The sequence below is a fragment of the Salipiger sp. HF18 genome (assembly GCF_011806505.1).
GTDB lineage: Bacteria > Pseudomonadota > Alphaproteobacteria > Rhodobacterales > Rhodobacteraceae > Salipiger > Salipiger thiooxidans.
In genome coordinates this window covers 1-12,655 of the sequence record NZ_JAATOS010000094.1, presented here as the reverse complement: position 1 = coordinate 12,655, position 12,655 = coordinate 1, and the positions used below count along the sequence as shown (strand labels likewise).

The window sequence follows — 12,655 nt, the reverse complement described above, 5'->3', positions numbered from 1 at the left end:
CGACCGCGCCAACCAGGTGATGGCCATGGGCGACCGCTTCGAGCGCCGGCTGATCAAGCTCGCGCAGGCGTCCGGAACCATGGGCGTGATCTGCGGCCACTCGCACAAGCCAGCGCTGCGCCGGCACGGCGAGCTGGTCTACGCCAATTGCGGCGACTGGATCGACAGCCTGACGGCGCTGGCCGAGGACACCCGCGGCACGCTCCTCCTCATCGAGTTCCCCCCCGCCCCCGCCACGCTTCCGGCGCTGCCCAAGCCCGCGAAAAGCAACGACGGCGCGCTTGCAGGGGGCATCGCATGACCGAAATCATCCTCACCACCGTCCTCGCCGTCACCCTCGGGGTGCATCTCCTGACCGCGCTGCTTGCGGCGCTGCGCTATCGCAAGGCCCCGCCCGCGGGCGTTGACGACGAACTGCCGTTCGTGTCGCTGGTGCGTCCGGTCTGCGGGCTCGACACGTTCGACGCCGAGACCCTCGGTTCGTCCTTCGTCCAGGAGTACCCGCGCTACGAGGTGATCTTCTGCGCCCCCTCCGACCGCGACCCCGCGGTGCCGCTGGTGCGCGAGATGATCGCCGCCAACCCCCATGTCGAGGCCGAGCTGCTCTGCGGAGAGACTGCGATCAGCGGCAATCCGAAGCTCAACAACCTGCACAAGGGCTATATCTCGGCCCGCGGCGAGTGGCTGGCGATGACCGACAGCAACCTGCTGCTGCCGCCCGAGTACCTGCGCACCCTCGTCGATACGTGGCGCGGCAACACGGGTCTGGTCTCATCGCCCCCCGCCGGGATCCGCCCGGGCAATTTCTGGGGGGCGCTGGAATGCGCCTTCCTGAACACCTCGCAGGGGCGCTGGCAGCTCGCCGCGGATTCGCTCGGCATGGGCTTTGCGCAGGGCAAGACGCTGTTCTGGCACCGCAAGGTGCTCGAGAGGGGCGGCGGGCTTCCGGCGCTGGGGCGCAACCTCGCCGAGGACGTGGCCGCGACCAAGCTGGTGCGCAACCAGGGCCGCCGCGTACGCCTGACACCCCGTCTCTTCGCCCAGCCCATCGGCACCCGCAACGCCCGCACCGTCTGGGATCGCCAGCTGCGCTGGAGCCGGGTGCGCCGCGACGGTTTCCCGCTGATCTTCTCGGCCGAGATCCTGCAGGGGCCGCTGGTGCCGGTGGCCGCGCTTGCCGGGCTCGCGGCGCTCGGCGTGGTGCCGGCGCTGCTGATCCTGCCGCTTCTGCTGGCGTGGTACGGTGCGGAATACGCGCTTGCGCGCATCGCCGGCTGGCCCGCGTCGGCCCGCGACATCGGCGCCATGATCCTCCGGGACGTCTTGCTTCCTCCGCTCTGGGTTGCCACATGGGCAGGGCGCGGGATTACCTGGCGGGGCACCGAGATGGCGCCCGAGGCTTCCCCCCGCCCCGCGGAGTAGAGTTTGTTGGGACTGGAAACGGTTGCTGCGCTGATCGCCAAGGACGGTCTGGCGATCCTGGCCCCGATTGCCGTGTTGGAGGGGCCCATCGTCACGGTCATCGCCGCATGGCTGGCGAGCCGCGGCCTGCTCGACGTCTGGAGTGTGGCCATCGTGGTCATCCTCGCGGATCTCTTCGGCGACGCGATGTTCTATGCGCTCGGCCGCTGGGGCCTGAACCGCCTGTCGATCCGCTGGCGCTACCGTCTCGGGCTCAGCCGCTCGCGTATCAGCTCGCTGGCCGAGCACTTCCGGACCAGCGGCGGCAAGACCCTCGTCTTCGGAAAGCTCACCCATTCCGCCGGGGCGCCGATCCTCGTGGCGGCGGGGCTGGGCCGGATGCCGGTGGCCAAGTTCCTCTGGGTGAACCTGCTGGCCACGATCCCCAAGAGCCTGTTCTTCGTGGCCATCGGCTATGCGTTCGGATCCGCCTACAGCCAGATCGACAACTGGATTGCGCGCGTTTCGCTCCTACTTCTTGGTGTGATCATGCTGACCGGCATCGTCTGGTTCCTGAAGAAGCAAACCCGCAAATGACCAAGATCTCCTGCATCATCCCCGCCTTCAACGAAGCCCCCCGCATCGGGGCCGTGCTGCAAGCCGTGCTCGACCATCCCATGATCCACGAGGTGATCGTGGTAGATGACGGCTCATCCGACGGCACCCCCGGCCTTGCTGAAGACTTCGCCACCCGACACGACCGACTCCGGGTGATCCGCCAGCCGCAGAACGGCGGCAAGAGCCGCGCGGTGGCCTCGGGAGTCGAAGCCGCTTCGGGCAGCCACATCCTGATGCTCGACAGCGATCTGCTGGGGCTCGACCACGAGCACCTCGCGGCGCTGATCTCGCCGGTGGTTGACCGCCGCGCCGAGGCCACGATCAGCCTGCGCCGCAACGCACCGCGCGTCTGGCGCGCCATCGGCATCGACTACATCTCGGGCGAGCGGGTGATGCCGCGCGCCCTGCTGGCCGAGCGTCTGGACGAGCTGCGCGCGCTGCCCCGCTTCGGGCTCGAAGTCTTCATCAACGAGCTCTGGCTCGACGAGGAGTTGCGCATCGCCATCGTCGACTGGCCCGGCGTCGAGAGCCCCTTCAAGCACACCAAGCGCGGCGGCTGGCTGGCCGGGATCCGCGCAGACATCTCGATGCTGGGCGACATCTTCCGCACTGTCTCGCCGGCCGAGACCCTGCGGCAGGTCTTCGCGCTCCGCGCACGCCGGATTTGACCCCGCCCCGCCGGAACGCCTTGCGGCGCGGGGCGCCCCCGTCCAGCCGTGCCCCGGCTGCCGGGGACGGCAGCGCCGGGAACTGCGGGACCACTTGCCGATGAGCCGACCCCTGAAATTCGCCGCCAACGCGGTCTTTGCGATCGTAGTGCTTGCCGGGACCGCGTGGACTGCCACGGCGCTCTGGTTCCACCTCGCGGGCCTGCCGCTGATCCTCGGCTGGGCGCTGCTGGCCATCGCCGCAGTGGTGGCGATCTACGCGCGGGCGCGGCAGCCGCTGCTCGGCTGGGTCGTGGTGGGCCTCGCGGCGCTGCTCACCGCGGGATGGTACGCCACCATCCGCCCCTCGGACGACCGCGACTGGGCGCCGGACGTGGCCCGCGGCGTGAAGGCGCAGGTCGCGGGCGATCTCGTCACCCTCAGCGACGTGCGCGACTTCCACTGGCAGGACAGCGACCACGCGGAAGAGCGCTGGATCACCCGCACTGTCGACCTGAGCCAGATCGAGACCGTCGACATGCTGACTTCGGTCTGGAACAATCCCGACATCGCCCACCTGCTGGTGAGCTTCGGCTTCGCGGGTGGCGAGCACGTCGTGTTCTCGGTCGAGATCCGGCGCGAGGCGGACGAGAGCTTCAACGAGATCGGCGGCTTCTTCCGCCAGTTCGAGCTGGTGCTGATCGCCGCCACCGAGGGCGACATCGTCCGGCTGCGCACCAACCACCGCAAGGAAGAGGTGCGGCTCTACCCCATCGACCTGACGCCCGACCAGCAGCGGCGGCTGTTCCTGTCCTACGTGACGCTGGCGCAAGATCTCGAGGCGGCGCCGCGCTTCTACAATACCGTCACCGCCAACTGCACCACGGTGGTCTACGGGCTCGCGCAAGTGCTGAACCCGAGCCTGCCGCTCGACAGCAGCCTGATCCTGTCCGGGCGGTTGCCGGAGTACATCGACGCGCAGGGCGTGCTGGCCGGCGAGGGAAGCGTCGGCGACCGGCGTGCGGCGGCGCTGATCACGACCAAGGCGCAGGCCGCCGGAGGAGCCGCGGATTTCTCCGAAGCCATCCGTCGGCCGGCTGCCCCCTGAGCGGGCTTGGGCCGCCTCAGGCCACGAGCCTGCGCAGCGCCTCCATGCAGTCCACCAGCTGCGACAGCTCGATGAACTCGTCCGGCTGGTGCCCCCGCGCCATGTCACCCGGGCCCCAGACCACGGTCGGGATCCCTGCCGCCGCGAAGTAGCCGGCCTCGGTGCCGTAGGAAACCTTTCCGGTCCCCTGCGCCAGCCCGCGTAGCCGCACCAGCGCCGGTTGCTCCGGGTCGGTGTCGAGCCCCGGGTAGGCGATCGTCTGCTCGAGCTCGACGTCCTCGAGCCCCGCCATCACCCGCGGCAGAATCGCCTCGGGCGTTTCCGAGGCGAGGTGGCGGATCTCGAAGGCCACCTCGGCGCGGTCGGGCACGATGTTGAGCGCGGTGCCGCCGTGGAGCGTGCCCACGTGCAGGGTCGAGCAGGGCACGTCGTAGCCCGGATCCTGCGCGCCCTCGGCCATCAGCCGCGCCTGCTCGGCCCGGACCGCGGCGACGAGATCGCAGGCGACGTGCAGCGCGTTCCTGAAGCGGGGTGCCATGGCGGAATGCCCGGCCTCGCCGCGACAGGTGGCGCGGTAGGCGGCCTTGCCCTTGTGGCCGGTGGCCATGACCAGCGAGGTGGGCTCGCCCACGACACAGAGCGCCGGGTCGGGCAACAGCTCGCGCACGGCGGGCATCATCTGCGGGATGCCGCGGCAGCCGACCTCCTCGTCCCAGGACAGCACGATGGCCAGCGGTCCGGCGCTTTCGGGCAGCTCCTCGGCCAGCGCGAGGCAACAGGCGACGAAGCCCTTCATGTCTGTCGTGCCGCGCCCGAAGAGCCGGTCGCCCTCGCGGGCGAGTGCAAACGGATCGCGGGTCCATGCCTGCCCGCGCGCGGGCACCACGTCGGTATGCGCCGAGAGGACCAGCCCGCCGTCGCCGCCGCGGCGGGCGATGAGCCCGGCCTTTTCGCCGCAGGAGGACGGCACCCGCGTCACCTCGAAACCGGCGCCCGCAAGCTGCGCCTGCGCCCAGTCCACCAGCGCGAGGTTGCTGTCCGAAGACACGGTGGGAAACGCGATCAGACGGTCGAGAAGCTCGAGAACCCGCATGCGCTCACTCGTCCCCGGGCACGCCGTAGGAGGGCGCGGCAGAAGGGTTCAGCGCGCGCGTGACGTAATCCGCCGCCTGCGGCTGGTAAACCTCCCATGCGCGGGCGATGGCCTTGATTGGGCAGCCGTCGTCGATCCAGTCGCAGCGCAGCTCGGCATAGGGCCAGCTCTCGCGGTCGACGATCAGAAGCCCCGCCGAATGCACCGGGCCGGCCTCGCCTCCCGCAGCCATCCCCGCCTGCATCGCCGCGATCAGCCGGTCGCCCAGCGCGCCGGTCGCTTGTTCGAAGCCCGCGACGATGGCCGCCGGCACGCCGTCATTGGCAAGCAGGTTGCCGGCCGAGACAACGTCGCGCCCGATGGCCTGCGTCCAGATCCCCAGCGAGTTCGGCCCAGAGTGGATTGCCGTGCCGCCCTGCGCATCGACCGCAAGCACCTGTCGGTAGTCCATGAAGGCGCCTGAGGCGCGCACCTGTGCCACGGCCTCTTCGGCGCCCGCGCCCTTGGCCATCAGATCCAGCGCCGCCGGTCCCAGCCGCGGGTCGGTCACGTTCTGCGAGGCCACCGCGCCCACGCCGGCCCGGGCGAAGGCGCAGCGCGCCGCCACGGCGGGCGAGGAGGACGAGATCGCCACCCCGAACTGTCCGGTCTCGGCGCAGCGCGCCACCAGCGAAAAGGTCATGATTGCTCCTTCCGCCCGACCCTCGCCGGGCTGTCTTCTGTCTTCGTTTGCCCGCCGACCCGACGACCCGAAGGGCGCCCCGGCGAGGGTCAGCTCGGGATGCGCCCGGCGATCCAGGTGGCGAACTCGTAGTTCGGCCGCTCGAGATGCGACAGCGCGCCGGGCACGGCGTGGCGGGCCTGCATGCCCTTCCACACCCGCTCGGTGCAGCCCCGGTCCTCGTCGTTGACGTGGTCGAGAAGCCCCTTCAGCGTGGCGAAATGCTGGTCGGCGTCATCGTCCTTGCTGAAATCCGGGTGCAGGCCGCCGCCGTAGAGGATCCTGACGTGGCCCGGCCCGTCCGGGGTCAGCGAGAGATACCAGAAATAGCCCGGCGTCAGCGTGATCATCAGCGACGGGTAGACCGACAGCAGCCACGTGCGGTAGCGGTCCTCGCCCTCGAGCACGGTGTTGTCCTTGTGCGCGATCGAGAGCGCGATGCTGTCGTCCTTGAGGATGTGGTGGAAGTTGAAGCCGGGATAGCCCTCGGGGCAGGTCATCTTCTTCAGGTCCACCGCCCCGCCGATGGTGCCGCCGTGGCACATGGGCAGGTGGTAGCTTTCCATGAAGTTCTCGGCGAGGATCTTCCAGTTGGTGTTCCAGCGGTGTTCCTCGCGGAACACCTCGACGTAATCCTCCATCGGCAGGTAGCCGACGAGGTCGTCCATCTCCTTGAGCGTCTCGTGCGGTTCCGGCAGGTCGGGGTCGAGCGTAACCATGATCCAGCCCTTCCAGTCGACGCAACGCACTGCCGGCAGGCCGGAGGCCTCCTTGCAGAAGCTCGTGTTCATGTCCATCGCGGGCGCGCCGCGCAGCGAGCCGTCGAGGTTGTAGGTCCAGGCGTGGTAGGGGCAGGTGATGGCGCGCACGTGCCCGCGCCCCTCGAGCAGGATCGACATGCGGTGGCGGCAGACGTTCGACATGGCGCGCAGGGCGCCATCGCGGTCGCGCAGCACGATGACAGGCTCGCCCGAGATTTCCATGGTCAGGTAGTCGCCCGGCTCCTTCAGCGCGTCGGCGCGCCCGGCGCAGAGCCAGCTTCTGGCGAAGATGTGCTCCTGCTCCAGCGCAAGGAAGTCTTCGCTGGTGTAGACCGAAACCGGCATCGCATGGGCGCGTTCGAAGGGCGTGGCGACGTTAGAGCGGAGTTCGGCGGCGGGATCGTGGATATTCATGTCTGCGTTTCCCCCAGGGCCCTGCCGTGGCGCCATCCGCCACGTCTGCGCATCATTTCGTCCGTCCGAAGCCGCCCGTCGTCAAGCGTTTCCGGCGCTGGCCCTTAATTGGGCCCCCGCGCCCGGACCCGGCCAACCGCCGCAGGTCCCCGGAACGACCGTGCCGCCCCTGTTGCGGAACAGGGGCGGCACGCAAGATTTGGCAGAGCGTGGACATCCGCGCCATTAAAGCCTTTCGAAACCCTGCTTAGGGTTTTCCTATGGCGCCTCTGCGGACGCGCCGGCCTCAGAGTTCCTTCATCACGTCGAGGATGCTCTCGCGCAGGATGGCGCCGATGGTGTCGATCTGCTCGGGCGTCAGGATCAGCGTCGGCGACAGGATCAGGATATGGCCGAGCGGACGCGCGATGAGCCCCCGCTCCTGCGCCTTGCGCGCCACCCGCAGGCCGATGTTCAGGGCCGGATCGAAGATCTCCTTCGTCTCCTTGTCCTTCACGAACTCGATACCGATCATGAAGTGGCTGCCGCGCACCTCGCCCACGATGTCGAGATCGTCGAGCCCCTTCAGCGTGGCCTCGAAATGCTTGCCGGTGCTGCGCACTGTCTGCGGGATCTGCTCGCGCTCCATCAGGGCGATGTTGGCAAGGCCCGCGGCGGCGGCGGCGGGGTGGCCCGAATAGGTCATGCCATGCAGGAACACGCCGCCCGGCCCCGAGATCACCTCGTGGATCTCGTCCGACATGATCGTGGCCGAAAGCGGCTGGTAGCCCGAGGTCAGGCCCTTGGCGGTGGTGATGATGTCGGGCTGGAAATCGAAGACGTCCTTCGAGGCGAAGAAATGACCGAGCCGGCCGAAGGCGGTGACCACCTCGTCCGAGACCACCTTGATCTCGTACTCGGCGCAGAGCTGGGCAGCACGCTTGTGATAGCCTGCCGGCGGCACGATGACGCCGCCCGCGCCCATGATCGGCTCGCCGATGAAACAGGCGATGTTCTCGGCCCCGATGCTCTCGATGTCAGCCTTCATGTCCGCCAGCAGCGCGTCGGTGAACTCGGCCTCGGACATGCCGTCGCCCTCGCGCCAGTAGTGCGGCTTGCGCATGTGGTGGACGATGCCCTCGGCCTTGTGCCAGCCGTCGGAATAGTGCGGCGTGGTCATCGCCACCGCGAGGTGGGTCGAGCCGTGGTAGGCGCCGTGGCGGCTCAGGATCTTGCGCTTCGAGGGCTGGCCGAGCCGCTTGTAGTAGTGGTGCAGCACCCGCACCGCAGTCTCGTTCGCGACCGAGCCCGAGTTGCCGAAATGCACCTTGTTGAGGCTCCCCGGCGCCAGCTCGGCGAGCTTGGTGGCCAGCGCCGCGGCGCTCGGGTGGGTGAAGCTGTAGAAGGTCGAGTAGAAGTCGAGCGTGTTGAGCTGCTCGGTGATCGCGTCGATGATCTCGGCGCGCTTGTGGCCGACATTGACGCACCAGAGCCCGCCGATGCCGTCGATCAGCCGGTTGCCCTGGCTGTCGGTCACATAGGAGCCCTCGGCCTCGACGATGGCCGTGGTGGCGCCGTTCTGCTTGAGCGAGTTGAGGTCGGCCCAGGACTGCACGAGGTGCACGTCGCGGGTCAGGATGTCGTCGGTGGTCTTGGGGAGGTCGAGGGTCATGATCAGAGTTCCCGGCAATCGGTCAGTTGGGTGGAAAGCGCGGCCTTCGGCAGGTCGCCGAGGACGCCGAGATCGGCCACGAGGAGCGCCTCGCCGCGGCCGGCGCTGACGAGCGCGTCGCCCAGCGGTCCGGCGATCAGCGAGCGGCCGCCAAAGGGCAACCCGGCATCGGTGCCGCAGTAGTTGGCGTAGACGATGGTGAGGCCCATCTCGGCGGCGCGGCCCGGCACGGTGTAGTTCTGCACGTGATCGAAGCCCGCGGGATTGGCGGTCGGCACCAGTACGAGCGAGACGCCCTGCTCCGCCAGCGCCCGCACATGCGGCGCGAATTCCACGTCGTAGCAGATCAGCAGGGCGGCCTTCATGCCGCCGAACTCGAAGGTGCAGTAGGCATCCCCGGGCACGAAGGAGGCAGCCTCCATCGGCCCGAAGAGCTGGATCTTGCGATAGTGGCCCAGCACCGCCCCGTCGGGCCCGAAGGCCGTGGCGGCGTTGTAGACCCTGTCGCCCTCACGCTCGGCCCAGCCGATGGTCAGCCCGCAGCCCGCCTCGTGTGCAAGCGCCGCCAGCCGGGTCTCCCACGCGCCGCCACGCGACTGCGAGAGGCTGCCGTGCATCTCGGGCTGGTTGTAGCCGGGCAGGAAGAGTTCCGGCATCACCAGCATCCCGGCGCCGGCAGCGGCGGCCCCGTTGAGCTGGGTCCGGATGCAGGCAAAAGCCTCCTCCGTGGCCCCGCTGATCGCGGGGCCCTGATAGAGCGCGAGTTTCATGTGTCGTGTTACTTCTTCAGGTTCGTCCAGATGGCATCGTAGAGCACCTGCACCTCTTCCGGGCAGGCCTCGACGAAGACGGTCTTGGTGCCTTCCGGCGGGTTAGATTCGGGCGAGTTTGCGACCTCCGGGTCGAGGAACTCGGCCACGCCCGTCACCCCGGCGGAGTACTGGGCGTAGTTGGTGAGCGTGGCGGCGTTCTCGGGCTCGAGCATGAAGTTCAGGAAGGCCAGAGCGCTGTCGCGGTTCGGTGCGTCCTTGAGCAGCGTGAGGTTGTCCATCCAGACGATGACGCCCTGCTCGGGGAAGGCATACTCGATCGGCGCGCCCTCGCCCCGGGCCTTGGCGGCGAAGCCCGACCAGATCATGCCCGCGGCGGCGTCGCCCGAGACCAGCACGTCCTTGGCCACGTCCGAGCCGAACGAGGCCCAGTCGGCCTTGGCACCCATCACCAGCGCGTTCAGCGCCTTGAGCTGCTCGCGGTCGCTGGTGCACTGCGGGATGCCGAGGTGCAGCGAGGCCAGCGTCAGGGTTTCGCCCGCGGTGTCGAGCACGTTGATCTTGCCCTTCAGCTCGGCGGGCGGCTCGAAGATGATGCCGGTGGTCGAGATGTCGCCGTCAAAGACCTCGCGGTTCACCGCGAAGGAGGTCGAGCCCCACTGGTAGGGCACCGAGCTGTGGCGGCCCTCGTCGAAGGGCACGTTTACCCACTGCTCCTCGATGTTGCCGAAGTTCGGGATCTCGTCGGGCGTGAAGGTGTCGAGCATGCCCTCGTCGCCAAGGATCTTGACCATGTAGTCGCCCGGCACGGCGATGTCGTAGGACCCGAGCCGACCGGCCTTGAGCGAGGCCAGCAGCGCCTCGTTGCTGTCGTAGGTGTCCATGGTCACCGTGATGCCGGTCTCGGCGGTGAACTTGTCGAGCAGCTCCTGCGGCATGTACTCGAACCAGTTGTAGAGCTTCAGCTCGCCTTCGGCCTGCGCGGCGGTGGCCGCCACAAGGGCCGCAAGTGAGGTTGCGAGGATCTTCTTCATCGTTGTCTCCACTGTTGGTTTTTTATGCTTTGTCCGGCTGACCGCTGCGTCCGATCAGCCAGGAGAGGGTGACGAACACCACCGAGACGCCGAGCATCAGTGTGGAGATCGCCATGATGTTGGGCTTGATGCCCTGTTTCACCGCGCCGAAGATGGCGGTCGGCAAGGTCTCGACGCCCGCCCCCTTCACGAAGTTGGTGATGAGGAAGTCGTCGAGGGAAATGATGAAGGCCAGCAGGAAGCCCGAGAAAATGCCCGGCATCATCAGCGGCAGCAGCACCAGCCGGAACGCCTCCCACGGGGTGGCGTAGAGATCCATCGCCGCCTGCTCGTAGGCGTCGGGGATGCTCTGCATCCGGGCCGCGATGGGCAGGTAGGCGAAGGGAATGCAGAACGTCAGGTGCGCCAGAAGGATGGTGCCCACCCCGCCCGAGAAGCCGATGGCGGTGAAGAAGATCAGGCTCGCGACCGCGGTCACCACCTCGGGCACCATGAGCGGCAGGTTGATCAGCGCGAAGCTCGCGGTCTTGCCCCTGAAGCGGCCCGCCCGGTGCATGGCGACCGCCGCCGCCGTGGCGATGATCGTGGCGCCGCAGCCCGCCAGCACCGCGATGATCAGCGAGTTCATCGCCGCCACCCGGAACTTGGGGGCCTCGGGGCCGGTAAATACATCCGCATACCAGTCGAGCGAGAAGCCGCCCCAGAGGGTGATCGAGCTCGAGGCGTTGAAGCTGTAGACCGCCACCACCATCAGCGGCGCATAGAGCACCACGACGCAGAGCATGGTCACCGCGAAGAAGCCGGGGAAGCGGCGCAGGTCGAGCTGTCTCATGCGGCGGCCTCCCGGGTCTGGGATCGGGCGTAGACCAGCAGCACGATCATCACGATGGTCATCAGGATCATCGCCGCCGCCGCGCCGAAGGGCCAGTTGCCCGCCGCGCCCTTGAACTGCTCCTCGATCAGCGAGCCGATCATGAAGCTCTTGGCGCCGCCCAGCAGGTCGGGCGCGAGGAAGGCGCCGAGCGAGGGCACGAAGACGAGGATGCAGCCCGCCACCAGCCCCGGCTTCACCACCGGCAGGATCACCAGCCGCAGGATCGTCCAGCGGTCGGCATAGAGATCCGCCGCCGCCTCCGAGAGCGCGAAGTCGTAGCGCTCGACCGCGGCATAGATCGGCAGCACCATGAAGGGCAGGTAGGAATAGAACAGCCCGAGCTGCACCGCGAGGTTGGTGTTGATGAGACCCAAGGGCTGGTCGATGACGCCGGTCCAGAGCAGAAAGGCGTTCAGCGGGCCCTCGTCGCGGATCAGGAACTTCATCGACACGGTGCGGATCAGCAGGTTCACCCAGTAGGGCACGGTCACCACCAGCAGCCAGACCGTGCGCATCCGGGCGTCGCGCGTGGCGATGAACCACGCGGTCGGGAAGCCGATCAGCAGGCAGAGCACCGTGGCAAGGCCCGCCTGCCAGATCGAACGCCAGAAGATGGTGATGTAGGTCCACTCGATGCTGGGCGGCTCGTCGCCGAACAGCCCGCGGTCGAGGAAGAACTGGTCATAGGCGGCAAGCGTGAACTCCCAGATCACGCCGCCGCGGAATTCCTTGGTGAGAAAAGAATAGATCGCCATCAGGGCGACCGGGACCAGCAAGAAGACCCCGATGACCACCCAAGTGGGCAACAGCAGCCGAGGCGCGTTGCCCTTGTAGATTTCCGAGGAAGAGGCGCCGCCCGGCGCCATCGCTGCCATCAGGCCGCGAGCAGGCGCGCCGCGCCCGCTTCCAGTTTCAGCCCCACCTGTGTGCCGGCTTCGGGCAAGCGGGTGGCCAAGGCGTTCTGCAGCCGGATCGTCAGCTCCTGCCCGCCGGCGAGTGTCGCCTTCAGCTGAATGTCGGTGCCGAGGTAGACCTGATCGGTCGCGGTCACCACGAGGTCCGCCTCGCCCGGCGCGCAGAGGTCGATGCGCTCGGGGCGCAGCGACAGCACCCCCTGCCCCACTGGTCCGGTGAGTGGCGTCGGGCAGCGCAGCGCGCGGCCGCCGGGCAGCGAGACCTCGGCCATGCCGCCTTCGATGCCCAGCACCGGAACCTCGATCAAGTTGGTCTCGCCGATGAAATCCGCCACGAAGCGGTTGGCGGGGGCCTCGTAGATCTCGCGCGGGGTGCCGATCTGCTGCACGTGACCGTCTGACATGACCGCGATGCGGTCGGACATGGTCAGCGCCTCTTCCTGGTCATGGGTGACGAAGACGAACGCGATGCCGGTCTCGCGCTGGATCTGCTTCAGCTCCATCCGCACCGCCTGCCGCAGCTTGAGGTCGAGCGCCGAGAGCGGCTCGTCGAGCAGCAGCACCTTGGGCTCCGGCGCCAGCGCGCGGGCCAGCGCCACGCGCTGCTGCTGGCCGCCGGAAAGCTGGCCGGGGCGGCGCTTGAGGAACT

Annotated in this window: 13 protein-coding genes and 1 pseudogene; 5 read left to right on the top strand and 9 right to left on the bottom strand. The window is 68.4% G+C overall.

Going from position 1 to position 12,655, the window contains the following annotated elements; translation table 11 throughout:
* The 5 genes and pseudogenes from HC022_RS10695 to HC022_RS10675 all read left to right on the top strand — a co-directional run.
* Positions 1-301: pseudogene (locus tag HC022_RS10695) on the top strand (UDP-2,3-diacylglucosamine diphosphatase); the annotation flags it as partial.
* Positions 298-1,422, top strand: a complete 1,125-nt coding sequence (locus HC022_RS10690) for a ceramide glucosyltransferase (RefSeq protein ID WP_167452412.1) — start codon at positions 298-300, stop codon at positions 1,420-1,422. The pseudogene HC022_RS10695 and the gene HC022_RS10690, both read left to right, overlap by 4 nt.
* 3 nt (positions 1,423-1,425) lie before the next feature.
* Positions 1,426-1,998, top strand: coding sequence for a DedA family protein (locus tag HC022_RS10685; protein WP_089962216.1), 573 nt, complete (start codon positions 1,426-1,428; stop codon positions 1,996-1,998).
* Positions 1,995-2,687, top strand: a complete 693-nt coding sequence (locus HC022_RS10680; protein WP_167452411.1) for a glycosyltransferase family 2 protein — start codon at positions 1,995-1,997, stop codon at positions 2,685-2,687. The genes HC022_RS10685 and HC022_RS10680 overlap by 4 nt, the downstream gene beginning before the upstream one ends.
* Before the next feature lie 100 nt (positions 2,688-2,787).
* Entirely contained in the window at positions 2,788-3,774 is a 987-nt protein-coding gene (locus HC022_RS10675; RefSeq protein ID WP_167452410.1) for a DUF4105 domain-containing protein, read from the top strand.
* Between the two features lie 16 nt (positions 3,775-3,790).
* On the opposite strand, the gene argE is transcribed toward HC022_RS10675, so the two are convergent.
* From argE to HC022_RS10630, 9 genes are all read right to left on the bottom strand, one after another.
* Complete coding sequence (gene argE, locus HC022_RS10670) at positions 3,791-4,867, bottom strand: acetylornithine deacetylase (protein ID WP_167452409.1); 1,077 nt, start codon at positions 4,865-4,867, stop codon at positions 3,791-3,793.
* 4 nt (positions 4,868-4,871) lie between these two features.
* Positions 4,872-5,549: a DUF1028 domain-containing protein gene (locus HC022_RS10665; protein ID WP_008883949.1), complete on the bottom strand. Its 678-nt coding sequence runs from the start codon at positions 5,547-5,549 to the stop codon at positions 4,872-4,874.
* An 89-nt stretch (positions 5,550-5,638) separates the two neighbouring features.
* The gene (locus HC022_RS10660) at positions 5,639-6,763 is read right to left on the bottom strand and encodes an aromatic ring-hydroxylating dioxygenase subunit alpha (RefSeq protein ID WP_167452408.1); all 1,125 of its coding nucleotides are present in this window, start codon (positions 6,761-6,763) and stop codon (positions 5,639-5,641) included.
* 286 nt (positions 6,764-7,049) lie between these two features.
* On the bottom strand, positions 7,050-8,414 hold the full coding sequence (locus tag HC022_RS10655; RefSeq protein WP_167452407.1) for an aminotransferase class III-fold pyridoxal phosphate-dependent enzyme: 1,365 nt from the start codon (positions 8,412-8,414) through the stop codon (positions 7,050-7,052).
* A gap of 2 nt (positions 8,415-8,416) precedes the next feature.
* Entirely contained in the window at positions 8,417-9,184 is a 768-nt protein-coding gene (locus HC022_RS10650) for a carbon-nitrogen hydrolase family protein (protein WP_167452406.1), read from the bottom strand.
* A gap of 8 nt (positions 9,185-9,192) precedes the next feature.
* The gene (locus HC022_RS10645) at positions 9,193-10,218 is read right to left on the bottom strand and encodes an extracellular solute-binding protein (RefSeq protein WP_167452405.1); all 1,026 of its coding nucleotides are present in this window, start codon (positions 10,216-10,218) and stop codon (positions 9,193-9,195) included.
* 22 nt (positions 10,219-10,240) lie between these two features.
* Positions 10,241-11,050: an ABC transporter permease gene (locus HC022_RS10640; protein WP_167452404.1), complete on the bottom strand. Its 810-nt coding sequence runs from the start codon at positions 11,048-11,050 to the stop codon at positions 10,241-10,243.
* Positions 11,047-11,967, bottom strand: a complete 921-nt coding sequence (locus HC022_RS10635; RefSeq protein ID WP_175583534.1) for an ABC transporter permease — start codon at positions 11,965-11,967, stop codon at positions 11,047-11,049. Before HC022_RS10635 ends, HC022_RS10640 begins: the two co-directional genes overlap by 4 nt.
* Positions 11,967-12,655 (bottom strand): ABC transporter ATP-binding protein (locus tag HC022_RS10630; protein ID WP_167452403.1); only part of this gene is annotated, 689 nt, incomplete at its 5' end. The genes HC022_RS10630 and HC022_RS10635, both read right to left, overlap by 1 nt.